Origin of the sequence: Paenibacillus helianthi, from assembly GCF_001909055.1 — a bacterium.
Lineage (GTDB): Bacteria > Bacillota > Bacilli > Paenibacillales > Paenibacillaceae > Paenibacillus_AQ > Paenibacillus_AQ helianthi.
Genome location: NZ_LVWI01000057.1, coordinates 24593 through 49543 on the forward strand (window position 1 = coordinate 24593; position 24951 = coordinate 49543).

A 24951-nucleotide genomic window follows, 5' to 3' on the forward strand; every position below is an offset into this window, starting at 1 on the left:
ACTCAAATGGGCATTTTTAAGTTTAAACATGTCATTTTCAATAAAATAAAAGCCATTCCTAAGGAATGACTCATTACGTTTAGCTATTCGGCAGATTTTTGCGAAAATCTCTGGGCTTGTATCCTGTAAACTTTTCAAACATCCGCGCAAAATGCTGCGCATCAGAATATCCAACCATCCGGCAAATTTCGTACACTTTCAAATCTGTATTCTCCAGCAGTTCTTTTGCTTTATCGATCCGCAGTTGGGTCAAGTAATTCAAGTAGTTGTCTCCTGTTTTTCTTTTGAACAGCTGGCTTAAATAAAAAGGACTGATAAAAAAACGCGCAGCCAAATCAGCAAGACTGATTTGTTCATTATAATGTTTAGACACATATAGCTTAATTTCCGATATAATATCTTTTCTATGAGATAGATTATGTTCCAACTTGAAATGGATGATCCCTCGAATGACTTGTATCATCCATTCCTCCAAATACTCAAGCGTCCTAAACCGCGAAAAGCCTTCCAAAGACAGAATGTGTCTGCCTACCAGTTCATTCTGCTGTAGCTGCTGGAATGACAGCCTTCGGATGCTTGACAGAAGGATGTTTAAACACCATAGTTGCAGATCTGCGGGAGACATTCCCGGTTCGGCTACCATTCCCCTGAAAATTTCGTGGATGATGTCCACACATTCTTCCTCGTCCATATTATCAAGTGCAGTTTCCAGTTTGGATATCATCTCCTCCGGCACCGGATGACTGTGGTCTGTCATTGTTATAATTTCATTATAGGAAATTACAGGATCTCCTGCCTTAATCACTTTGTAGCTTAGTGCATTCCGTGCTTCTTCGAAAGACTGGCACATCCCCGTTGTCCGCTTATACACTGCACCAATGCCTACGCTGATCGTCAGATTCAGATCACGGTAGACCGCCTGTTTCAGTTCTTGTATCACATGAAGCAATCTGCCATGCAAAATATTGCTGTTATGTGCAATCACAATCGCAATTTGCGGGCCGAAATACCGGAAGCAGTATACTTGATGGTAATTTCTTAAAGCTTGGTCTATCAGATGTAACAGTGGCTGAAAACCAATCTCCTTCAGCACATCCGTACTGCCCTCAATCTCAATCAGGATAGAATTGAACCAGATGCCTGCTGTAGGAATTTGAGCACTGCGAAGCAGCTCATCCACCAGACTGGTCTGATCATTCCCGATATCAAGAATGTCCCGTAGGGTTTCTTCCTGAATCCGGCTATGCATTGCATTCTTTAATTCGTCTAAACTCTGAAGCTTGATCCTGTCTGCACGAATCCGTTCCATGACCTGGTTCACACTGTCACGCAACTCTTCTTCCTCAACCGGCTTGTTAATGTAGAACTGTACTCCCAGCTTCATCCCTCTTCTGGCATACTCAAAATCTGCATATCCACTTAACAGAATGAATTTAGTCTGAACTTTCGTTTCTTCCAGCATTTTAATCATATCGAGACCATCTGCTTTGGGCATACGTATATCCGTTATTGCAATATCCGGGCGGAGCTTTTGTATGATTTCGTATCCTTCAAGCCCGTTATAAGCTACTCCAACAACCTTACATTCTGGAAGATAGCGGCCTATGATCTTTTTGAGTCCTTCCACGATACCTTTTTCGTCATCTATGATTACTACTTTCATCCCAATCTCCTCCTGCTGTCTGTTCATTGCCGTTGGTATTCAATTCCCTGGTATCAGGATTTCAATGGTTGTTCCCTCCACATTTCCGGGAACGATGGTTAGATAATACCGGTCGCCGTAATGGAGCTTGATACGTTCAGCAATATTTAAGAGACCCAGTCCTTTTTCCGTTTGTTCACCAATGATCTCCAATTTGTATTTATGTGAATCCGCTCCGTCTAAAAGCGCACGCAGTTCGGCTTCCTTGTCCGGGCTCATACCCATTCCGTTATCCATAATCCGAAATAACATTTCTCCTTGTTCTGTCCAACTGCCCTCAATCCTGATATCCATAATACGGCTGTAGTCCTCAAAACCGTGATTAATGCTGTTTTCAACAATCGGTTGAAAGACCAGAGGGATGATGCTGCACCCCAGCATTTCATCAGGTATCTCGAACTCAAACTTGAACATGTGATCAAAACGGATATTCTGAAGCTGCAGATAATTTGCTGTATATTCCAGTTCATGTTTAACTGAATGCTGCTTACCTTCCTTGGCTAAGACCAGCCGGAACATGCGTGCCAGAATTTTAATCATATCCGCGGTCTCATCATCATCTTTCATCAAAGCCTTCATACGAATGGATTCTAAGGTATTGTAGAGCATATGAGGATTGATCTGATTCTGGAGAGCGATGAATTTTGCCTGCCGCTGTTTGATTTCTCCGATATACACATCCTCTATCAAAGTTCGGATGGTTGTAATCATTTTGTTGTAGCTGTGCACCAGACTTCCGATTTCATCATTAGCCTGCTCTTTCTCTATAGCCAGATATTGTCCCACTTCTGCTTGCTTCATACTTCTCCGGAGAGCCTTGATGGGCTTGGTAATCGTATAGCTCAAACCAAATGAGAACAGCGTTATAACCAGACAACTCATCAGAATGACAACGACAGTCATGACTTTAATTTGATTAATTTTTTGAAGAAGCCTTGAGCGGGGGATATCCGTTCGAATTAACAACTCCCCTTGGGAGGTCCTTCCTAATAAAACAATGTGATCTTTAGTTTCGTTATTCTTAATATAGCTGGCTCCTGAGTCCATAACTTGTTTCCAGGATAACTGTCCGCTGGCAGCATCAGAATGGTAGACGATTTGTTGCTTAAGATTAGTGATAACTACACTTATACCGTACTTATCCCTGGCCAAAATGAACTCATGATCCAGCTGCAGCAATGTAAAGGGGTCTAGATCAATAAGCAGCATTCCTGCATATGCCCCATCTGAGCTGAACAGCACTCTTCCCGCAGTTACGACCGCTCCCTCCCCTTTATCCTCATAGTAGGAACGGTCATGTAGTCCCGTGATGAAGAAGGTTTCATTCGAATCCCTAAGCCCCTTGTACCACTCTTGAGCCAACAGCATGTTCTCATTCACTTTGTTCGTTGAACTGCTGAACTGATACACGCTGTCATCTCTGCTGACCAGCATCACCGTACTCATCTCCGATTTGAGCAATGCGACTCGCATCAGCAAACGCTGCACAGCAAGTCTTTGATTAACTATTTCGTCAAAAGGCAAATTTTTCGTATCGCCGAGACTGTAAATGATATCGTTGTCTACAAGTACCGACTTCGTAACCTCCTCATATTCTTTTAGAAATTCATTCAAAGTACTCCTTATTTGCGAAGTATAGAGTGAAGCAAACTCCTGAGAAGATTCCTCTAACCCCTTTGCAGATTGTTGAAATATGAATGCGCTTACAGATAATAGAGGAATAACACATACCAATACATAACCAAGCATCAGCTTATTTTGTAATTTCATATTTTTTAATCTTGTAAATATTCTTCTTTTCCAAGGATTGCGGGTTCGTTCCATACAGGGCCCTTCCTTCATTAAGATTGCATTTACAAGAAAGTATACTATAGGAGATTCTGAATTGAAGAGGGATTTTTAATTTTTTTCAGGGATATTTACATGATTTTTCCGTTTCTATAAATAAAATAGTGCATGCATAGAAGCCGAACCCTATACGGGCCCGGCTAGGCATGTAATCTTTTCTCACGACAGTGGATTCAAATGGATTTATTAAGCAAGCTAATACTGTCATCACACCACTGAATAAGGCTGCTAAATTGCTTTTTGCCATAATCATTGGTAATTAGCCAGTACTTGATATTAGGGTCATCCGGCTCTTGCTTTAGCAGCCATTCCTCAAGCCCCAAAAAAATCCGCAATGCTTCCTCCAGCTTTTTCTTATGATCCTGGATATGCCCGATAATAATGTCAGATGAAGTATTACTGCCGAAAAATACTTTTAGCAGTAATTCGTTCTTCTTCAGCATCACCATGTGTTCCATAGGCTGGGAGAGCCAATCTTTCAAGTGTTGCTTTCCCTGTTCTGTAATGCTGTATATTTTTTTATCAGGCTTGCCATCCTGGCGCTGAATTTCGACTGCCACATCCCTGTTTTTCAAAAGCTCGGCTAACCCCGGATAAATTTGGCCGTAATTTTCTTTCCAAAAATACTGCGTGCTATCTTCCATATGCTGTTTAATATCGTAGCCAGTGTGCGGACCTATGGAAAGGATACCCAGTATTGCAAGCATCGTATTCTCTTTTGCAGATAGTGAAGCCATTTGTTGTATAACCTCCTATGAAATGCTGCCAGAATCAATCCGCCAATGCACGACGAAGCTGGCATGTTTATTATAAAGCATTTTCAGCTGAAGGCACACTGCTTTAGTCCATATATTAATATAATATATATTTTTATAATAATCTTTATTGACAGGGGTTTATTTGCGATTTAGATTATAAGTATGAGCAGAACACTCATTCAGAAGCTGTACTACTTTTATTGGGCGTGACCTACAAAAAAGGAGCGAAAGTATCATGACTATGATTGCAGTTAACTATCCGGAAGGCCGAATTTCTCTAGAGCAACGCCGTATTCTCGCGGAGACACTGACAGATGCAGTGCTGGTTCCAGAGGTTGGACAGTTTTGCCCGCCGGCACGCGAAGGTTTCCAAGTACGTTTCTCCGAGTTTTCTACCGGACATATGGGGATTGGCGGAAAATTACTAGTGGATACACCGGAAAAGGATATCATCCTCATAAATATTCTGGTCATGGACGGAGATTGGAGAAATGAGGTTCGAAAAGAAGTTATTCAGAATACACTTTCCAGTTTGGCCGAGGCCCTTGACGTAAAGGAGCCCTCTCCGGGTTGGTGGGTATCCTTCCAAGTAATTGATAAGGGCAGCTGGGGTTCCCGTGGAGGAGTATTATCCATATTGGACCTGCTTGATTCAGGCGTCTTTACCGAAGAAAAAGCTAAGGCCATCCGCAACAATTTTTCATTCATCTAAATCTCAAAGAGATCAGGTCAAATTAATAGCTACGACAGGAGGTTAGTCATGCTTTATGTGATCAGGCACGGACAGACAGATCTGAATAAGGAAGGAAGAGTTCAGGGCCGCAAGGGGCTTCCCTTGAACAGCCCTGGAATCCAGCAAGCGGAGAAACTGAAAGAACAGATCAGCGGAATCCGGTTCGATTATATCTTCTCCTCACCACAGGAGCGGGCTGTTCAGACAGCTGAAATTGCAACTGTCATGAAGGCTAACATCGATGAACGTCTTAATGTTTTTGACTTGGGCACAGCCGACGGCCTGAAAAAAGAAGAGGTTAGACTGGCCGGCGGCATTCCCGATCCCAGCCTTTACGAGGGAGTCGAAAATGTCGCCAATTATGTCACCAGAGTGTTTGGATTTATAAAAGAGCTTGAGGAAAAATACGCTGGCAAAGAAATCAATATTCTCATATCCGGACACCAGTGTACCACAGGGACGATTAGAGCCTATTTCGAAGGGATGCCCGAGGATGGAAATGTTCTGAAACTTGCATCAAGAAATGGAGAACTGAAGACTTACGAGTTCTAACTTTCAATTGACCAATGTCCCGCCGCACGGCGTATACCTCTATAGCTTGCAACGAAAAGCCGGTTCCCCAGATTCGTCTGGAAAACCTGCTTTTTTTTATACTCCATCATCAGGTTTAAAACGTCTTCAGAAATCCTTTAGAATTCTTCTACCTAATTCCTCAGATTTTTTAGTTAAGCTTTATTTACTAAAGCAAGCAAAGGAGGTGGAATATTGGTCAGTAATACGATCTTAGAGCTAATCCATCAGTATGGATATCTGATTTTTTATCTTGCTTTTACGTTAGGTCCTTTTGGAATTCCAATCCCTAATGAAATTACAATCCTCACCGGCGCTACTCTGAGCCATATAGGAGTGATTAATCCGTGGATGACTTACCTCTGCGTTTTATCAGGGTTATTAACTGCCTTTACGCTTTCTTTTTTTGCAGGAAAATTCTTTGGTCAAAAGCTGAAGAACAAATTTCTGGAGAATAGACATTTGCAAAGGGCCGAGCAGATTCTAAACAAACGAGGGCATACGGCTATGTATATAGGCATGTTTATTCCCGTTGTACGATATATCATTCCGATGTTAATCGGACTTAGCGGAACAAGCTATAGACGGTTCGCCCTTATTTCATATTCTAGTGCTTTAGGTTGGACCTTACTCTTCTTCTCCGCAGGAACATTCTTTGGAAATCATATCCTCTCCAAATGGTTCAACACCTAAAAATTCCAGAAACTCATGGAGGAAAATCAAATGGGATTAAATGAAAATTTTTTATTCTTACGAAGCTTTATTCAAGATCCAAAACGGGTGGGCAGTGTTACGCCAAGTTCCCGATTTCTGGCGCGCAGCATGGTAAACCAAGCACCTTGGCATGAGATTAATGCAGTTGCAGAGCTCGGATCAGGCACTGGTGCGATTACTCGTATATTGAATACTAAGGTAACTAACACAACTAAAGTCCTGCTATTTGAGATGGATAAAACGATGCGGAATAACTTGAAGATGGAGTATCCTAACTTTTCTTGCCATCGTAATGCTGCTCATTTAGTAGAAACCATGAAAGATGCGAATATCCATCAGTTAGATTGTATTTTTAGCGGATTGCCTTTTTTTAATTTTGAACCTGCAATAAGAAATACTTTGGTTGAACAGATTTATGAATCCCTCAAACCTGAAGGATTATTTATCGCCTTTCAATATTCACTTCAAATGAAGAAGCAGCTTACCAAATATTTTAATATTGATACAATAAAGTATGTACCACTTAATTTCCCTCCCGCTTTCGTCTATGTCTGCCGTAAAAGGGGAAATGTTATAATTAAATGAAGAAGAGGAGCTGTCTAAATGAATACAATCCTTGTTGCGGATGATGATTCTGAAATTCGAGATGTAATTCATGTTTATCTACGGAATGAAGGTTACCATGTACTTGAAGCAGCAGATGGCCAGGAAGCGTTGAATCTAATACAAACAACTTCGGTTCAACTGGTTATCTTGGATGTCATGATGCCTCGGATGGATGGAATCACAGCCTGTCTCAAAATAAGGGAAATCACCAATACCCCAATTCTTATGCTGTCAGCCAAGCAGGAGGACATTGATAAAATCACAGGTCTAACTACCGGGGCAGATGATTACATGATCAAGCCTTTTAATCCGCTGGAACTACTGGCTCGTGTAAAAGCCCAGTTACGGCGTCAGTCTTTAATTGGAAAGGAAGAATTTAATTCTCTGATCATCATTAAAGACCTGATCATAGATAAAAACAAACATTCTGTGAAGATAAACGGTACAGATGTTTCATTGACTCCACTAGAGTTTGCGATTTTAACCCGGCTTGCCAGCCGGCCTGGGCACGTTTTTAGTTCGGAGCAGATTTACGAGAGTGTATGGAAAGAGCCTTATGGGTATTCCGACAATACCGTAATGGTTCATATTCGTAATTTAAGAGAAAAATTGGAGAAGAACCCACGAGAACCTTTGTATATTAAGACTGTCTGGGGAGTTGGATATAAAATTGACTGAATCTGTGCGAAAGCCGCGACAAAAAAAGCGAATTCAGACCAATATCTTAATTAGGATGGTGCTCAGTTTAATTATTACTAGTTCTATAAATATTTCTCTCAGCATTCTAATCATCCACCTTGGAAATGTAACCCAATGGGGATGGGTATTGAATGTCCTCTCCTTTCTTCTGACACCACTTTTTCTAGTGATCTTTGTCTTTACCTTTTTTACGTTGACCCGGGGAATCGTCAGAGATTTAATATCACTGGAGCAAGGACTTCAAATCATAGCGGAAGGCAATTTGGATTACCGTGTATCTGTAGCTCGGGAAGATGAACTGGGACGTGTTGCGTTAAATATCAACCGAATGGCAGAACGTTTGGAACAACAGATTGTAAAGGAACGTGAAGTTGAAAAATCGAAGATGGAGATGATCACGGGGATCTCACACGATTTGCGTACACCTCTTACAAGCATAATCGGATATATTGAGCTTCTACGTACAGAATCATACCAAGATCAAGAAGAATATACGCGTTTTATTCAGAACACCTACAATAAAGCGATTCATTTGAAGAAACTGCTGGATGATCTGTTTGAATATACCCGGCTTACATCGGTGGATTCCCGGCTTATTCTGGAGAGAAGTGATTTGTCACAGCTCTTAAATCAATTGTTGTTTGAATTCGAACCAATTGCTCAAGAAAATAACGTACACCTTGTGAAAGATATTACTAATAGTCCAATTATCACCTTAATCGACAGTGAAAAAATCGCCAGAGCCATTGATAACCTGCTCATGAACGCCTTAAAGTATTCCCTCAAACCAGGCAGCATCTGCATACGAATGATAACGGAACCGCAACAATGCATCATTGAAGTTGAAAATAAGGGAACGCCTCTCTCAAAGGACCAAGAGAAACGTCTATTTGAACGTTTTTATAAAGTTGATCATTCCAGAAAAAGCGAAGGAATTCAAACCGGAGCAGGTCTTGGCCTTTCTATTGCCAGGAATATCGCTGAGCTGCACAAGGGAACCTTATCCCTTGAACATAGCCATGACATCTTCACTTTTCGACTAAGATTGCCTTTCCAAGAGGTTCAAGAAATTAAATCAGAAAAGTATCCGTGAGTTAGATTGTATTATTTGCGGGAGCGTTGTTGCTTTTTTTGCACAAATGAAATAATAGTACCAGATAACCGGTAACATAATTCTGCGACTAGAATACCACCCCCAATATCCGCTAAAACATGTTGTTTTACCAGTACAGTAGAAACAATTATAAGAATAGACATTGCGGTGATCATTAACCAAATCTTTTGTCCGAAAATACGCGTTCCCCTTAGCATCAGATAGCTGGTGAGCACATGAATACTCGGAAAACAATTGTATTGCTGATCATTACTATACACAAAATTAACCACTTTATAGATGAAATCGGGTTCAGAATGAACATCGGGTCGTTGAATCCCGGTTTGAAACAGAGCGAAGAAAACATAAGAGATGATGAGACCGCTGCACTGCGCAATGAGTGTCTGAAAATAGATTTGCCTGTCCTTGAAAGCAAGAGCAATCAGTACAGCCGTAATAAACGGATACCATAGTAAGTAAGGGATAATAAAGGAAGCAACAAACGGGATCTTGAGATCCAGGCTCGTCTCAAGGCTATACACATGAACCCCCGGGTGATTCAGTATATTATAAAAAACATTTATTACAGGAACGATTAAAAGCCATAACAGGGGTAGCCATACTGAATTAGAGGATCCTTTGTTAGAATACTTCAAGTTCTCAACTCCTAAATGGGATTATTCATACACCATTTTAGAGGAAAATTCTGAAGAACTTCAGAGGAGATTTCTAAAGATTTTCTGAATGCAAGATCCGATTCTACAGATTCATCTGGAAACAGGCTTTCTTTTCACACAATCATCATCTTATACAAGCAAATTCCCGCATCGGACTTACCCGGCAATGAACTGCTGCAGGGGAACATATACCATTTTCCACAGAAACCAGGAAATGAGTAAACTTTCAAACCAATAATATCCGCTTTGCAGACCGGCCCCGTTACTGTCCCGGGCGTCGTGCGTTTTTATGAAATAATGTTGAATTCTTATTCTCATTCATTCAACTCCATAACGCAAAAATACTCTCTTTGATCTGCTTACATTCAGCAATTAGAAGAGAGTATTTTTTCAGTTGAAAAACAGGCACTCTTTATAGCGGCTTAATTTGACCGACGTGGCACAAGTGCCGCCAGGCCGTTCTGCATTAAAGCATGAGTTAAGGGACTCCAGGCATTTTGGTGACGTTTGGATTCTTTACCTTCTGCAACCCTTTTCATTTGCTGTTCATAATAGCTGAGCCCAATAATAGAGCCGAGTTTTTTGTCCAATGCTTTTAGACCTGTGGTTAACCTTGGGGTTTTTACAGTTTCATACCGGCCTTGCATAATCCGGTTCGCAATATCCGGAACCAAGACAAACGGACGTGCAATCCCGATCATGGAAGTCTTATTGTTCATAAGAGCTTCCTGCATACTTTCTTGTGATCTGAAGCCGCCGGTAACCACGATCGGAACATCTACGAGTGACTTGATTCTCTGAGCATACTCCAGAAAGAAAACCTCATGCCCACCTTCACCACGATCTGACATCATTTTGGGGTTCTCATAACTTCCGCCCGATACTTCAATCAGATCAATGCCTAAACCAGCCATTGTCTTTACAACTTCAATCGAATCCTCTTCGGTAAATCCACCTTCCTTGAAGTCGGCTGAGTTCAATTTCAGTGCGATCGGAAAATCCGGACCAAGGGCTTTACGCATTCCCTGATAAATTTCCACTAAAAATCTCATTCTGTTCTTCAGCTCTCCCCCATATTCATCCTTTCTCTGATTATCATACGGCGACAAGAACTGATTGACTAAATATCCATGGGCAGCATGAATTTGAACGCCTGTAAACCCTGCTTCTTTGGCGATGGCTGCAGTTATAACAAACCGGTTCACAATACTTTTGACTTCAGCGGTGGTTAACGCTCTAGGTTTTTTAAACGCACTTCCATAGCTGCCGCTGATCGGAACAGCACTTGGGGCTACCGCTTCTCTCGAAACCGTACGCGGAGATTGCTTGCCGGGATGATTAATCTGCATCCAGAGATGTGTATTATTCGCGGTTCCGGCCTCTGCCCATTTCTTCAAGATTTCAATATCTCTTCTGTCCTCGACAACGACGTTTCCCGGCTCGCCCAGTGCATTGCGGTCAACCATCACATTGCCGGTCATCACAATTCCCGCTCCTCCGTTTGCCCACTCCCGGTATAGATTCACATGCAACTGGCCCGGTTGACTCTTCCGGTTGGCCATTGTTTCACTCATTGCCGACTTGAAAAAGCGGTTCTTAATGAACGTCCCATTAGGTAGTGTTAGTCCTTCTGCAGCTTTGATTTTTGTCATTTTATTCTCTCCTTCTAAGCACTCCATGTTTTCAGTCGCAAATATATGGACACGTGCAAATATATTAAGTACAATAAGTGAAAATGTCATCTTCATCAAGAATCAATTAGCGGGTTTGGTCCAAACTTGGACAAAAAGAGAAAATTGCAAAAGGAGGCACAGACCGTGAAATATGATCTTTCCAAAAAAGCAACCAAGGGTGCACAACGGACCTTGGACGCTTTTTCGGCTGCCATGTTCCAAATACTTTCCGGCAAGTCTTTTTATGAGATTACCGTGAATGAACTATGCCAGCAAAGCAATTATCCCCGGGCCACATTCTACAATTATTTTGACGACAAATATGATCTGCTCAATTACTGTTGGCAATGTCTGTACAAGCAGATTCATCTGGAGGAGTATGAGAACCTTAGCCCGGAAGAGCGCTTGTCCGTTTTTTTTGACCGTGCATATGATTTCGTTGAGGCCAATCAAACGAGATTAAAGCAGATTTTGAAATCTAATACGGAAGAGAAGGTACTGCTGCTGCATTTTCGCATTCACTTGGGTGCCAAATTGCGGGAAATCTTTTATCTTGGAGGTTGTATAGAGCGATATGCTCTCCCCTATGAACTTGTAGCCGACCACTATTGCAATACGATCCTTCTGATTCTGGAATGGCGCTTTTTAAAAGAAAACGACTGCCCCAAAGCGCAAGCTTTGCAATATTTAAATCTTTTGCTGGGTGCGTTGAATATGAACGAAAAAAAAGGGGTCTGAACCTTAAAGCCAACTTTAAGATTAGGAGAGGAAGAATCCAATGTTTAGCATAAATGAAATCGTAAAAATAACAGGACTCCCCGCTTCAACCCTACGTTATTATGAAGAGGTTGGAATTCTACCCGTTGTAAACCGGAACTCCGGCGGAAGGAGAGAATACTCGGAGGAGATTTTGGAGTGGCTGGAATTAATTATTGCCCTGAAGAATACAGGCATGACAATCGAGGAGATCAAAGCGTATACAGACCTTATCTTACAAGGGGATGAAACACTGGATGCTCGAAAGAATTTTTTATCGGCGCACAAAATGAAAGTTGAAAAGTCCGTACTGCAAACCCAACTACATTTAGAAAAAATAATACGCAAAATTGCAATATACGATATATTAATGTACAAGCAGACATCAGACAAAAAAGCTTTACTCTAACGTCAGATTTGACTTCAAGTATACTTTAAGTAGTAGACTGAGTTGCATAACTACTTAAAGGAGTGATTATTTTGCCTACGCAGGAAAAAGTTTGGATTATCACTGGATGCTCTACCGGCTTTGGGCGTCACATCGCGAAACATGCCATTAACGCAGGTTACAAGGTGGCAATCACTGCACGTAATGTTGAAGCGATCCGGGATATTACAGAAGGACATGAAAAAAACACGCTTACTTTGCCGTTAGATGTAACAAACAAAGATCAGATTAACAGCGTGGTTTCTGAGACAATTGAAAAATTCGGCCATATTGATGTATTAGTAAATAATGCTGGCATTGGTTATTTTGCTTCCGTGGAGGAAAGTATCGAGGAAGAAACACGAAAGATGTTTGAAATTAACTTCTGGGGTCTTATGCATATGACCAATGCTGTCTTACCGTATATGCGAAACCGGAGGTCCGGCCATATTATAAATTTCTCATCCATCGGCGGATTAGCCTCTTTCCCTACACTTGGTTACTATCATGCTACAAAATATGCCCTTGAGGGTATTTCTGAGAGTCTTGCCCAAGAAGTAGCGTCATTTAATATTCATGTAACATTGATTGAACCCGGCGCCTTCCGCACAGATTGGGGTGGTCGTTCTTCAGTTAAAACTGAGACACAAATTTCTGATTACAGTGAATCCTCAGTAGGCCAGATGTTGAACTATTTACAGCAAGGAGGCGGGCAAGAACCGGGGGATCCTGCAAAAGCTGCAGAAGCAGTTATCATGATCACTCAAGCCGATAACCCGCCGCTTCGCCTGCTTCTGGGTGAAGGAGCCTACCTGGGAGCCACATCTAAATTTACAAACTTACTTGCAAGTATAGAAGAATGGAAAGAGACAACACTCAACGCTGATTTTAAAAACTGATTAAAGTGTTGCCTGACTTATAAAGTTGGGCAACACTTTTTAATTGCTCCGCTGTAATAGGGGCGGAGCCAAGGCGTAAGAGAATGAAAGTGGTGGCAAACGTGTATTTGATACGGTATGGCCCCGCTTCTCATCTGAATAAATTCCCCAATTGACAATTGACTATAAGTCAATTATAGTTGACTCAGAGTCAATTAACTAATATGGAGGTTTCACTTATGAGTCAAAAAGTTGCATTAATTACAGGGGCGTCGTCCGGCATCGGCAAAGAAGCAGCAATTGAACTAAAGAAGCAGGGGTTTACTGTTTATGCAGCCGCCCGGCGTATAGAAAAAATGCAGGAGCTTGAGGCAAAAGGAATTCGTCCAATCTCACTGGATGTGACCGATGACGAATCCATGGTTCAATGTATCAATGAAATTCTTAAAATTGAAGGAAGAATTGACGTTTTGGTCAATAATGCTGGATATGGTTCATATGGAGCGTTAGAAGATGTTCCAATCGAAGAGGCCCGGCGCCAGGTAGAAGTAAATGTGTTTGGTCTGGCGAGAATGATTCAGCTTGTGGTACCGGGTATGCGGAAAAATAAATCCGGGAAAATTGTCAACATTTCTTCTATGGGAGGTAAAGTCTGGACCAGTTTCGGTGGCTGGTATCACGCGACCAAGTTTGCAGTGGAAGGTCTTTCGGATTGCCTCCGACTTGAATTGTCACCCTTTGGTATTGATGTGATTGTTGTTGAGCCGGGGGGAATTAAAACAGACTGGGGTATTATTGCTGCCGAAAATCTTAAAAAGGTATCCGCTAAGGGCGCCTATACTCAGGCAGCTAGCAAAATAGCGGATGGCATGATTAAGAATTATACAGGGAATCAATTATCGAAGCCGGAGCTAATTGCACGTACAATCAGTAAAGCTGTGACCGTACGGAGACCGAAAACCCGTTATCTTGTTGGTTTTATGGCAAAACCCATGGTGTTTATGAAAAACCTTGTTGGAGATCGTGGCTTCGACAGAATCATCAAGATGTTGTTTTGATTGGCCAATATACAAGAATAAAAACCAATGGTTATTTTAGTTTTGACTCCAGATCAATAAGAGATTAAAATTGATCGAAATGGAGTGATGCAGTTATGGCAAAACGCGCGATGTCTCCGGAAGCTAAGGCTTTAAAAGCTCAGGGCATCCTCGATAAAGCAGCTGAAATGTTTATGACAACCGACTACGGAAAAATTAAAATGTCCGATATTGCTAAGCAGACGGGCGTGTCAAATGGTATTTTGTTTGTTTACTTTAAAACTAAAGAGGCATTGTTTTTCAGCCTGTTGTGCCGAGAGTATGACAAAAGGCTTACTCGTTTGACGGAAATGGTGAAAGAAATGCAAATCCGGAATTTTGATGACTTCAAAAGTCTCGTTTTGAATGAACTTACTGAACTGGCAGATCATAACCCCTTGTATATCCTGCTGGAGTCCATGCGAACGGCAGTATTCGAAAAAAATGTTGACGCAGAAACGATGCTGAATCAGAAACTGAAACTGTACCAGTTCATGTCAGAATTAGTCTCAATAATTTGCGAACATAACGAATTAACACAAGAGGATATTATGGAAATCCTTCAAGCGGAAGCCTCAATTATTACGGGCTGTAAATTATCTGCTACCTTACCTCCAGAGGTCATTGATATTATCGAAAAGAACGGTCTGGATGATTTCAAGCGTAATTTTAAGAGTGACGTGCTTAAGACAATGGCTTGTTATTTGGATGGTTATCAAAAGAATCATGTAGCTGATCGTACAAACAAACAATAAAGGAAAACCACCAGTAGACTCGGATGACAATCACCCGCTGCATAGGTTCTTCTTGCCAGTGTAAGCGCCCAACCACCACTTCCGTTTCCAGTCATCAAAAATATTCAGATTACTGTATATTTTGCTCTAATATATCGATTAAGGTGAATTCATTGCCTTCTTTGTCCGTCCCAATCGGATTATTCAGAGATACATCCTTTTTGGTCTTTTTAAGTGATCTCAAATGCATCAGGATTTCATTCTCAATACAGCGGGCAGCAAAAGTAGTGAGCTTCGTGCCCTTGTTTGGGCGGTAGCTCTCAATGGCCTTGATCAGACCGATGGTGCCGATGGACTAGGTCCTTTTGCTGCCTCATATACTTGTTTTCTCTTCTCAATATCTCCTCAGAAAGACCCATATGTCTTTGATCTGGGGTCAAGAAATTCAATCCACTATGTCGATGCTCCGAAGTTGTACCAACGGACAAATTGCTAGGTCCGGGAACTTAGGTTAATGAGCAGCTTGCCGAGAGACTTTGAACGAGCACATTCCCTCTTCTGACATATGAAGGCTGTAGGAAATGTTCCCGATTTTAGCAGTCTTCCAGCTAGCCTTTTTAGGATCTAATCTTGGCGTATGGTCAAACATAGCGATCACTTCTTGTTGTTCCTCTTCAGTGGCATTAGGTGAAATTATCGATAACAGCGTTTGCATTGTCAAAGCTATTTCTACTCCCCCATCACCCTCAATGCCATTTTTCTTCATATCATCCAATGTTTCTTGCGGATAGTACAGGTATTTTTGCTGATATATGAGGTTTCTCAAGCTTTTATCCACATTCATTCCAGCGGTCATCGTACCAGCTCCTCCAAGACTGGCCTGTAACTTAATTACTCCATACTTCTTTATGATCGTATAGGATTCAATCGGTCCAAGCTTGGAATTCTTATTGTATTGATTGATAAAAGCGTTCGCACTGCTGTATATGTGCGGTTCCGTCTGGATTACCTTTGAGGAAGCTTTGACCGTAGCGATTGCGAAGGGATGAGGATGCTTAAGTGTAGCTGCAACAATAGTAGCGCCAATTATAATTGTCATTACCTTTAACCATTTGCTCTTCATACTTAAATTCTCCTTTGTGAATCTCTTTTATTTCTTTCAAATAAATTTTTAATTCCGTTTCATTGATTAATTTAGAAAATCACTTCCTAAGAATCCGAATAGGAAAATAATGTAAAATCTCACCTTTGCTCTTCCTATTATAAAGAAACTTTGGACTTCTTTCAATAAACTGAAGTCCACAAACATTAAGAAGAAGCAGATACATCCTTTTTGGTCTTTTTAAGCGATCTCAAATGCATGAGGATTTCATTCTCTATACAGCGGGCAGCAAAGGTCGCGAGCTTTGTGCCCTTGTTCGGCCGGTAGCTCTCGATAGCTTTAATCAGCCCGATGGTGCCGATGGAGATGAGATCCTCCATGTCTTCGCCAGTGTTATCGAATTTTTTGAGGTTATGGACACGATACGATGAAGTATGACGGTTTTACCGGATTGATGGCTCTTTTTATGTTATTCATTGTCCATTTTTTAATAGTCACTTCGTTTTCTTAAATTTCCACTTGAAATCAACAGCTTAAAGAAAACAGTTGAAAGACATGATAAATAACATAGTTTGAGCATGTTTACAGTCACATCCGAAAAAAACTTAACTGTGTTACTATATATCTTATTACTCTAGAGGAGTTTTAATAATGTCAACAACTTGCGAAAGAGGTGTGTAATTGAAACTTCCAACAATCCAATTCGGACATATTAAATCGAGAGTTCCTGTTATTCAAGGTGGAATGGGTGTAGGCATATCCTTAAGTGGACTAGCCGCTGCTGTAGCCAGTGCAGGCGGGATCGGCACCATCTCTGGTACAGGAATCACTGCTGATGAGCTGAGAATGCATATTCGCAAAACAAGAGAACTCTCTAATGGGGTTGGATATATCGGTGTAAATGTACTATTCGCAGTGAAGGATTTTGCCGAAAAAATGAAGATTGCTTTGGAGGAAAAGGTTGACTTTATTATTTCCGGAGCCGGTATTTCTAGAGATATTTATGCTTGGGGTAAAGAATATGGTACTCCTGTCGTAACTATTGTTTCATCCGCCAAATTAGCGCGAATTTCCGAAAGACTTGGTGCCTCCGCAGTCGTTGTGGAAGGGTTCGAAGCTGGGGGCCATTTAGGTACAGACAGATCCATGTTTGATATCCTTCCTGAAGTCTTAGAGGCCGTTTCGATTCCGGTTATTGCTGCGGGTGGAATTCTGACAGGGGATGATATCGCAAAAGCCCTTCGGATGGGTGCATCTGGTGTTCAAATGGGCACCCGTTTTGTAGCTAGTCATGAGTGTGATGCTCCCTTAGCCTTCAAGCAAAAGTACGTAGATGCTCAGCAAGGAGATACTGTCCTCATCAAGTCTACTGTTGGTCTAGAAGGTAGAGCGATTCGGAATGAATTTACGGACCGGATCAGTAATGATGCCAAATTAAGGATAGTCAAATGCTATGATTGTCTAAAGGTTTGTTCACATCGCTTCTGTACAATGGAATCCCTGCTCACTTCCCTTAGAGGAGATGTTAAGAACGGTTTGGTTTTTGCTGGATCCAGAGTTCATGAGATAAAAGAGATTTTGTCCGTACAGCAGATTATCGACAATTTAATGAATGAGTATCAAGGGGCATTGAACCCGGCAACTTAAGGTTGTTATAAGATTCAAAAGCACGATTAACCACTTAAGCAAGCTTGGGATTTCCGAGCGTAAGTGGTTTTTTATTTCGCTTGATACTCAAATTTAGTTATATTTAATAAGCTTTTGGGTTGTATTTAACTAAAGATTTCCGTACCTTTCTTTTTAATTGCAACAACAGCTAAATATCTTCACAGCCAAATGCAATATGCAGAATACCAAGAATATTCGCAAATGATGACTGGATATATGTACTATTCAGAGCACCACTTAACAATTTGCCCTCTCCCTTTCTCATGTATTTTTATGAGTTGGTTTAATTCAAAAATTCGCTGAACTATATCTTCTGAAAAAATTCTAATATGGTCCTTGAAGCGTTCTTTGAATGCCATCATCATAAAGCCCCCCTAATCTATAAAATAATAAAAGCAACTCGTCCGTAGACAAGTTGCATAATAAACGTTCCTTTTGTAGCGGATGCTACTTGTAATGTGCACTCACCGCTTCGCCTTATAAAACTCATGATACAGCTTCATGAGCGCCCTCTTCTCTATCCTCGAAACATAACTCCGTGAAATCCCCAGCTCCTTCGCAATCTCCCGCTGCGTCCGCTCTTCCCCGCCTGTATCGAGCCCAAACCGCCCAACCACAACTTCCTTCTCCCGGTCATTCAGAATGTCCAGGTTGCGGTAAATCTTACTCTTCTCGATCTTCAGATCCACTTCCTTCACAATATCATCTGCGTCGGAGCCGAGGATATCGATGAGGGTGATTTCATTGCCTTCCTTATCCGTCCCTATGGGGTCATGCAGGGATACATCCTTTTTGGTCTTTTTAAGCGATCTCAAATACATCAGGATTTCGTTTTCAATACAGCGGGCAGCAAAAGTAGCGAGCTTCGTGCCTTTGTTCAGCCGGTAGCTCTCGATAGCTTTGATCAGCCCAATGGTGCCGACGGAGATGAGGTCCTCCATGTCTTCCCCTGTGTTGTCGAATTTTTTGAGGTTGTGGACACGATGCGATGTAAAAAACAAACCAATTACGATCGTTCCTGATTCAAATTTGCTTGTTTTTATATTCAAATACGCGATCAAAACCAGCCTTGGACCGCTTAATCAACTGCTCCGGCGTTTCCACCGGCGCATGCAGAGTAAGTATTTCTTGTGATACGACGCCATCATAACCGATATGCTGCAAAGCCTGCACAAATCCGGCTAAATCAATCACCCCTTCTCCGGGATACAGCCGATCGTTATCCAGCACCTTTTCCACCGGCACATTTCGTGCATCGTTGATATGCACATGAACAATTTGACAGGCCTGCAGCCGTTCGATATCCGCAATGGTCCCACCGTTTGTATACCAATGATAAGCGTCCAGCAGCAAACCGACATTCGGTTCCCCGATGGCATCAATCCAGTCCAGCGTCTCTTCCATCGTCCAAATAAATGGATATTTCCAGAATGTCCGCAAATGATACGGGCCGACGAATTCAAGTCCAAGCCGCAGACCGTAAACGCCGAGAATCTGGGCGCATAGCTTCAGCCGCCGGGTGGCAAGCGCCATGAAATGCGCTGGCTTCATATCTGTTGACGGTAAAATGTAAGTGCAGCAGCATGTGCAGCCAAGGGCTCTTGCCGCTGCAGCTTCTTCTATCAAGGCAGACAGGCCATCCCGGAATTCATCGTCACTCGCCCGCCATTCTACTGGTAATCCAATAGAGCCAATAATAACGCCATGCTTGGCTAGCTTCTCTCTTGCCCCCGCTGTTCCGAGCCGGTCGATCAGCTCTTTGGCACTGAAATCCACCGCCTGAAATCCGGCTTCAGATGCCAATTCGATCATACGCTCCGGACTTTCAACTGCCCCAATCCCCTCCTGTGTCAACCCTCTTAACATTGTCGAATCCTCCCTAAAGTTGTGGTAATTTCCGAACGCCCACACCTTCGAAACTGATTTACTATATTAACCTCAAAAACGAACATTTAAAGGGGATACCCTGTTACTCGTTAAAATAAACCGCTTTACCTGTACGTGCCGATTCGTAGATTGCTTCCAAAATTAATGAAACTGCATATGCCTGCTCAGGTTTTACGAGCGGTTCCTTGTCCTGATCAATGGCCTCAATCCACTTTCTCATCTCCAGGTCAGGCGCGCTTTCCTCTTTACCGTCATAGAAAGCCACTCCGCCCGCTCCAAGCTCAATCTGGTTCGTATACATACGGCCAAATTGTTCACCATTAATGCGCAAGCCATTTTTCATGTCTGCGCCTGCTTCCGTTCCGCTTAAGCTGCATTTGGCCTCATCCACTTCCAGCGAGTTAAGCGCCCAACTGGATTCCAGCATGATTGTCGCGCCATTCTCCATAACAATCATTCCAAAGGCCGAATCCTCAACTTTAAATTTCTCAGGGTCCCAAGGTCCCCATGCGTTGGCGGCATTTTCCCGTTGCGACAGCTCATGATATTTAGTACCCAAGACGACCTTTGGCTTATAATTGTCCATCATCCATAAGGTCAGATCAAGCGCATGGGTGCCGATATCAATCAAAGGCCCTCCTCCCTGCTTTTCCTCATCCAGAAAAACACCCCAGGTCGGTACAGCTCTTCTTCTGATCGCATGAGCCTTAGCATAATAAATGTGACCCAGTTGTCCTTCCTCGCAGAGCTTCTTCAAATACAAGCTGTCTTCTCTAAAGCGGTTGTTGTAGCCAACCGTTAATTTTTTTCCGGTTCTCTCAGCTGCTTCTACCATTCTTTTGGCATCTGCTGCTGTTTTAGCCATTGGCTTCTCACACATTACATGCTTGCCGGCTTCTAAAGCGGCGATGGAAATTTCCGCATGTGATTCGTTCGGTGTCAATACATGAATAACATCTATTGTACCGTCCTCTAATAAGGCTGTGTAATCTGTATAGACTTTGGCGTTTTTGCCTCCATATTGCTTGGCAGCCTGTTCAGCCCGCTCTTCCACAATATCGCAGAACGCAACGATTTCGATATTCTTTAACTTACTTAAGCTTGGAAAATGTTTACCGTTCGCGATTCCGCCACACCCGATTATTCCAATACGATAGCTTTTAGTCATCCTTATCATCCTCACTTTATAGAGTTTTCTTTGCGATATACAGCGGGGGTCATGCCGAGGCGCTTGCGAAAAACATTATGCAGATAGGTCGCATTGGCAAATCCTTCTGATTGAGCAATATGTTCAATAGAGAGAACGCTTTCAGATAGCTTGTGACAGACTCCTTGCAAACGTATATCCTCGAGAATTCTGCTAAACGTTTGTTCAGGGTTAACCTTTTTAAAAACCCTTTGCAACTGCCTGGAGCTGATATTCAGTTTTTCAGCAACAGTGTCCAGGGTTACTCCGCTTGAAATATTAGCCTTCATGTATTGAATGGCAAAATGGTACCTGTAGTTCAACATATCCCGTACTGGAGCTTCTGTAACTATTCCGCCCAGATCATACGCTCTTACGGCCTTCAACAGAATACTGATTACCTGATGCTTGATGGAGGTATAATATCCGGACAGCTTCCCGTCATACGCTTCATAGGCTTCAAGAAAGCAATCCATGGCATGATAACGATCCCGGATAGGAAAAAGGGGCAAATGCCGCAGCTTCCCGACACATTCTTCAGCTTCCGCTACCTCCCATGGGTCCGCTCCATCTCTAGGTTTCTCTTTGATATCAATATGCAGGCAAAATTCATCCATCGCCTCTTCGCAGTTCGCTTCCTGATAATGCATAACACCTGGTCCGGTTAAGTAAAGCATCCCCTCTGCTAATGCATACTCCTGCTCACCCAAGATTACCTTTCCCTTACCTTTGGGGATGAAATGAAATTCAAACTCGGCGTGATTATGGAAATCAATGATTTTCCCAGGCGGAAAGGATGTTAAGTGAAACCTGAGCACTGTAATTTCATAATGTCCCCATAGAATCGAGATATCAAGCCTTTCCAGAATATCCGGTTTTTGAGACATCATTTGGTAGATCAATTGTTTACCTCAGACAAAGCAACCACACGTCCTTCTTTAGCCGAGCGGTTAGCGGACTCCATTAAGGCAGTAAGTTCAACAGCTACCCGGATATTCTCATCAGCGCGTGTATCATGTTGAACATGGCCCACCCACTGCTGAAAAGCGCTCTCCCTATGGTCTTTCAGAGCTATTTCCGTCCAGTTGCCAGAGATTCCGTTACCTAAATTGGTCTTAAGCAGCAATTTTTCTTCCGGTGTTCCAAATAAAAGAGACCCTTCGGTTCCATGGACCTCGATCGTAAACGGGGAATGACTGTTCACAAACCCGGCTTCTACAACTCCGATCGCACCTGATTTCGTAAAAAGTGTCACAACAGCATTATCTTCTACTTCTTTGCCTGTGATGTAGCCGAAATTCGCATTCACCCCGGTAACTTCTTCGCTCAAAAATAGCCGGGATAAATACATAGGGTGGCAGCCAAGGTCAATTAGCGCGCCTCCTGCGCATTGCTCCAAACTATAGAAATGATCAGGCAACCAGTCCGCAAGCGCCCCATTATGTGATAAACGGACCCGGACATATGTGATCTCACCGAGCAAGCCTTGACTTATCAGTTCTTGAATGGATAGGGTATATCCATCGTTTAACCGTGGCAATGAAACCGTTAATTTCAGCTGTCTTGCTTCAATCGTCGAAATGATATCATTAACTTCCTTTACCGTTGGAGCAATCACCTTCTCAGTGAATATATGTTTTCCCGCCCCGGCAGCAGCCACCAGTACTTCTGTGTGCCTATTGGTTGGCGCATCCACAATTACAGCATCCACATTTTTTTGCGCAAGCATATCATTTAATGAAGTGAAAAAGGGAACTCCCAAAGATTCAGCCGCTTTCTTCCCACGCTCTGCATCTTCATCCCATACTGCTGCAATAAAAGTATCCTCATGCTCTTGTGCTTGTTTCACATAGTCCCAGGCATGGACATGCCAAAAGCTAATTACTCCTATCCCAATGCTCATCAGCCTTACCCTCCAATATATATAATCATGACATCTATTTATAAAGTATCATGATCGCAACTATTTTTTAATAGAGAATAACGACAATCAATATATAATATTACGACATTTGTTATTTCACAATTATTACTCTCTTAATGCCCCTTAAATGGTATTTTCCTATCATATCCCCTTGACCTGATCCATCAAAAACCAAAAAGCAACTCATCCGCAGACAAGTCGCTTTCTATTGGCTCTATTATTAACGAATACCGCCTTAATTTTAAGCTTACCGCTTCGCCTTATAAAACTCATGATACAGCTTCATGAGCGCCCTTTTCTCTATCCGAGACACATAACTCCGCGAAATCCCCAGCTCCTTCGCAATCTCCCGTTGCGTCCGCTCTTCCCCGCCCGTATCCAGCCCAAACCGCCCCACTACCACTTCCTTCTCCCGATCATCTAGAATGTCGAGATTGCGGTAAATCTTACTCTTCTCGATCTTCAGATCGACTTCCTTCACAATATCGTCTGCGTCAGAACCGAGAATATCGATGAGGGTGATCTCATTGCCTTCCTTGTCCGTCCCGATCGGATCATGGAGGGATACGTCCTTTTTATGTATAGAAAGTCTATTTTCCTTGTCCGATTTATTAGAAATGTCACCCCAAAATACGTATGCTTACCTGTTCGAGACATTGGATATTACGCCTTTCTTACGTCTGGTATCCAAGAAAGCCTTTCTGGGTGCACCGACTCAGTTGAATTATGCGGCCATGTTGAAATCCTTGTTTATTCGAATTGTAGAGTGAATCCCGACGATTAAAGATCTAAGGAGACGTTTGACAAGAAGTATCGAATTCAGCACGGATTGCGGCTTTAGTGGTTCCGATCGAATTCCAAGTGAAGCTTCGTATACCCGGTTAATTCAAAAGCTTCAAGCATTTCAGCAATCGCAAGAAGCATTGGTTCAGCAAACCTTTCAAGAGGGCTTTAACGATGCCTCCATGATCGCCATGGATGCCGCTCATATCGAGGCTAGAGATCGCCAACCCGAGAAGAAGAAAGACGATGCAAACCACCAGCCACGCCACTTCCCAAGAAAAACGCGGGCGTAAACCCAAAAGTGAGCGAGAGCAATGGCTAAAGGAACAGCTAGAACTTGAAGAAAATCGTGCCCTGTTCGAGAAGAAGGTCGAAGCCCAATTGCCATAGACCTATGACGAGTAACTGAAAGAAATTCCGCTACCCCCCGTTGGGGAGTGAAAAAGAACTCCGAAGGCAAAAACGTGTTCTTGTATGGCTTTAAAGCTCATCTTCTAGTGGACTGCAAAAGCCAATATATCCTTACCGCTTTACCGTCCTCCGGCAACATCAATGACGGAAATGGCTATCCCTTTACTTAAAGAACTCGCTGAGAGACATCCGGACCTCACTGTGACGCATGTGCTTGCGGATGCGGGCTATGATTTGGTACCGATTTACAAGCAAGCAGAGGCGATGGGAGCGCGAGCCCTCATCGATTACAATCGCCTCAATGAGTAACCCGATGTAGAAGTGGACAAATATTTCCGCCCTCTCTGTAAGGAAGGTCATTCGTATCGCTACGACAGCTTTGATCCGAAATATGGAACCCTAAAATACACACAGCCTAAAGCATGTACCGAATGTCCATTTAACGATGGTCAATGCCAAAAGGTATTTAAGAAAAAATTAGCGCTAGCCCTAAAAAATATACCATCCTTACACGTGGTAATGACAGTTATTACGAATTGTACAAGAAGTGAACCTCCGTCGAAAGCATCAACGCCTACTTGAAAGAATACTTTCAGTTGAACAATATTCGTCATCTCGGAGCCTTTGCTAAGGTTGATTTCGAAATGACTTGTCTGACCTACACGGCTTGTAAATTAACCGTGGATCGCTTGAACCAATCACTGAAAGTTAGTAAGTTGGCAGCGTAGTCCACATTTTCTAAAAAATAAGTTTTCACAATTCGATTAGTCTGATTATCGAGAAGATGCTTTATCAAATTGACTCATATAGTATCCAATCATTCGATTCAAAGAACAGCTCCTATCTATTCAAATGCAAGTGGAATGGCTCATCGCTTCGGGAAAAGTGTGGATAAACATATCCTTATCGATCGACACTTTATAACCTAAAAAATAACTAATCATTTTACCTCATGATAAAAAACTTCTTTAAATAGGATATCCATCACCCCCATATCCTTCCTTCTATCTTTTTGAGAACATAAGTCGAGTTGTATATAACAATAA

23 protein-coding genes and 4 pseudogenes are annotated in these 24951 nt (G+C 42.3%); 13 read left to right on the forward strand and 14 right to left on the reverse strand.

Features of this window, described 5'->3' with window-relative positions:
- Window positions 1-79: 79 nt before the first annotated feature.
- The 3 genes from A3844_RS21455 to A3844_RS21465 form a co-directional block, all read right to left on the reverse strand.
- A complete protein-coding gene (locus A3844_RS21455; RefSeq protein WP_074108408.1) occupies window positions 80-1663 on the reverse strand; it encodes a response regulator in 1584 nt (527 codons plus the stop codon).
- A gap of 39 nt (window positions 1664-1702) precedes the next feature.
- Window positions 1703-3316, reverse strand: a complete 1614-nt coding sequence (locus A3844_RS21460; protein ID WP_341864899.1) for a sensor histidine kinase — start codon at window positions 3314-3316, stop codon at window positions 1703-1705.
- 407 nt (window positions 3317-3723) lie between these two features.
- Window positions 3724-4287 carry a PadR family transcriptional regulator gene (locus A3844_RS21465; protein ID WP_074108409.1) on the reverse strand — a complete coding sequence of 188 codons (564 nt, stop codon included), beginning with the start codon at window positions 4285-4287 and terminating at the stop codon, window positions 3724-3726.
- 256 nt (window positions 4288-4543) lie between these two features.
- Here A3844_RS21465 and A3844_RS21470 point away from each other — a divergent pair, with 256 nt between their 5' ends.
- From A3844_RS21470 to A3844_RS21495, 6 genes are all read left to right on the forward strand, one after another.
- Entirely contained in the window at window positions 4544-5020 is a 477-nt protein-coding gene (locus tag A3844_RS21470; protein ID WP_074108410.1) for a tautomerase family protein, read from the forward strand.
- Window positions 5021-5068: 48 nt separating this feature from the next.
- The gene (locus A3844_RS21475) at window positions 5069-5593 is read left to right on the forward strand and encodes a histidine phosphatase family protein (RefSeq protein ID WP_074108411.1); all 525 of its coding nucleotides are present in this window, start codon (window positions 5069-5071) and stop codon (window positions 5591-5593) included.
- Window positions 5594-5806: 213 nt separating this feature from the next.
- Window positions 5807-6304 carry a DedA family protein gene (locus tag A3844_RS21480; RefSeq protein WP_074100503.1) on the forward strand — a complete coding sequence of 166 codons (498 nt, stop codon included), beginning with the start codon at window positions 5807-5809 and terminating at the stop codon, window positions 6302-6304.
- Window positions 6305-6334: 30 nt separating this feature from the next.
- Complete coding sequence (locus tag A3844_RS21485; RefSeq protein WP_074100504.1) at window positions 6335-6910, forward strand: class I SAM-dependent methyltransferase; 576 nt, start codon at window positions 6335-6337, stop codon at window positions 6908-6910.
- Between the two features lie 18 nt (window positions 6911-6928).
- Window positions 6929-7609 (forward strand): response regulator transcription factor, encoded by a 681-nt coding sequence (locus tag A3844_RS21490; protein WP_074108412.1) that lies wholly within the window; start codon window positions 6929-6931, stop codon window positions 7607-7609.
- Complete coding sequence (locus A3844_RS21495; RefSeq protein WP_074108413.1) at window positions 7602-8723, forward strand: sensor histidine kinase; 1122 nt, start codon at window positions 7602-7604, stop codon at window positions 8721-8723. The genes A3844_RS21490 and A3844_RS21495 overlap by 8 nt, the downstream gene beginning before the upstream one ends.
- An 11-nt stretch (window positions 8724-8734) precedes the next feature.
- Here the strand turns inward: A3844_RS21495 and A3844_RS21500 are convergent, their stop codons facing one another.
- On the reverse strand, window positions 8735-9379 hold the full coding sequence (locus A3844_RS21500; protein WP_074108414.1) for a phosphatase PAP2 family protein: 645 nt from the start codon (window positions 9377-9379) through the stop codon (window positions 8735-8737).
- Window positions 9380-9822: 443 nt separating this feature from the next.
- A complete protein-coding gene (locus tag A3844_RS21505; protein WP_074108415.1) occupies window positions 9823-11052 on the reverse strand; it encodes an NADH:flavin oxidoreductase/NADH oxidase family protein in 1230 nt (409 codons plus the stop codon).
- 165 nt (window positions 11053-11217) lie between these two features.
- Between A3844_RS21505 and A3844_RS21510 the strand changes: the two genes are divergently transcribed.
- The 5 genes from A3844_RS21510 to A3844_RS21530 all read left to right on the forward strand — a co-directional run bounded on the left by A3844_RS21510 (window position 11218) and on the right by A3844_RS21530 (window position 14965).
- Window positions 11218-11811 carry a TetR/AcrR family transcriptional regulator gene (locus A3844_RS21510; protein ID WP_074108416.1) on the forward strand — a complete coding sequence of 198 codons (594 nt, stop codon included), beginning with the start codon at window positions 11218-11220 and terminating at the stop codon, window positions 11809-11811.
- A gap of 40 nt (window positions 11812-11851) precedes the next feature.
- Entirely contained in the window at window positions 11852-12238 is a 387-nt protein-coding gene (locus A3844_RS21515; RefSeq protein ID WP_074100510.1) for a MerR family transcriptional regulator, read from the forward strand.
- Between the two features lie 62 nt (window positions 12239-12300).
- Window positions 12301-13155, forward strand: a complete 855-nt coding sequence (locus A3844_RS21520) for an oxidoreductase (protein ID WP_425270619.1) — start codon at window positions 12301-12303, stop codon at window positions 13153-13155.
- 218 nt (window positions 13156-13373) lie between these two features.
- Entirely contained in the window at window positions 13374-14192 is an 819-nt protein-coding gene (locus A3844_RS21525; RefSeq protein ID WP_074108417.1) for an oxidoreductase, read from the forward strand.
- 95 nt (window positions 14193-14287) lie between these two features.
- Window positions 14288-14965: a TetR/AcrR family transcriptional regulator gene (locus tag A3844_RS21530; RefSeq protein ID WP_074100513.1), complete on the forward strand. Its 678-nt coding sequence runs from the start codon at window positions 14288-14290 to the stop codon at window positions 14963-14965.
- Window positions 14966-15092: 127 nt separating this feature from the next.
- On the opposite strand, the pseudogene A3844_RS33540 reads toward A3844_RS21530, so the two are convergent.
- From A3844_RS33540 to A3844_RS21545, 3 genes and pseudogenes are all read right to left on the reverse strand, one after another.
- Window positions 15093-15299: pseudogene (locus A3844_RS33540) on the reverse strand (sigma factor); the annotation flags it as partial.
- A 156-nt stretch (window positions 15300-15455) separates the two neighbouring features.
- Complete coding sequence (locus tag A3844_RS21540; protein WP_074108418.1) at window positions 15456-16067, reverse strand: hypothetical protein; 612 nt, start codon at window positions 16065-16067, stop codon at window positions 15456-15458.
- Between the two features lie 197 nt (window positions 16068-16264).
- Window positions 16265-16462, reverse strand: a pseudogene (locus tag A3844_RS21545) (sigma factor); the annotation flags it as partial.
- A gap of 265 nt (window positions 16463-16727) precedes the next feature.
- Here A3844_RS21545 and A3844_RS21550 point away from each other — a divergent pair.
- On the forward strand, window positions 16728-17693 hold the full coding sequence (locus tag A3844_RS21550) for an NAD(P)H-dependent flavin oxidoreductase (protein WP_074085784.1): 966 nt from the start codon (window positions 16728-16730) through the stop codon (window positions 17691-17693).
- A gap of 485 nt (window positions 17694-18178) precedes the next feature.
- On the opposite strand, the gene sigK is transcribed toward A3844_RS21550, so the two are convergent.
- The 6 genes and pseudogenes from sigK to A3844_RS21580 all read right to left on the reverse strand — a co-directional run.
- Complete coding sequence (gene sigK, locus A3844_RS21555; RefSeq protein ID WP_143192125.1) at window positions 18179-18727, reverse strand: RNA polymerase sporulation sigma factor SigK; 549 nt, start codon at window positions 18725-18727, stop codon at window positions 18179-18181.
- 10 nt (window positions 18728-18737) lie between these two features.
- Window positions 18738-19580, reverse strand: a complete 843-nt coding sequence (locus tag A3844_RS21560) for a sugar phosphate isomerase/epimerase family protein (protein ID WP_074108420.1) — start codon at window positions 19578-19580, stop codon at window positions 18738-18740.
- Between the two features lie 103 nt (window positions 19581-19683).
- Complete coding sequence (locus A3844_RS21565; RefSeq protein WP_074108421.1) at window positions 19684-20769, reverse strand: Gfo/Idh/MocA family protein; 1086 nt, start codon at window positions 20767-20769, stop codon at window positions 19684-19686.
- 11 nt (window positions 20770-20780) lie between these two features.
- Window positions 20781-21677: an AraC family transcriptional regulator gene (locus A3844_RS21570; protein ID WP_074108428.1), complete on the reverse strand. Its 897-nt coding sequence runs from the start codon at window positions 21675-21677 to the stop codon at window positions 20781-20783.
- An 8-nt stretch (window positions 21678-21685) separates the two neighbouring features.
- Window positions 21686-22690, reverse strand: coding sequence for a Gfo/Idh/MocA family protein (locus A3844_RS21575; protein ID WP_074108422.1), 1005 nt, complete (start codon window positions 22688-22690; stop codon window positions 21686-21688).
- A gap of 268 nt (window positions 22691-22958) precedes the next feature.
- Window positions 22959-23288: pseudogene (locus A3844_RS21580) on the reverse strand (sigma-70 family RNA polymerase sigma factor); the annotation flags it as partial.
- Between the two features lie 40 nt (window positions 23289-23328).
- On the opposite strand from A3844_RS21580, the pseudogene A3844_RS21585 reads away from it, so the two are divergent.
- Window positions 23329-24633, forward strand: a pseudogene (locus A3844_RS21585) (transposase).
- The last annotated feature ends 318 nt before the right edge of the window (window positions 24634-24951 follow it).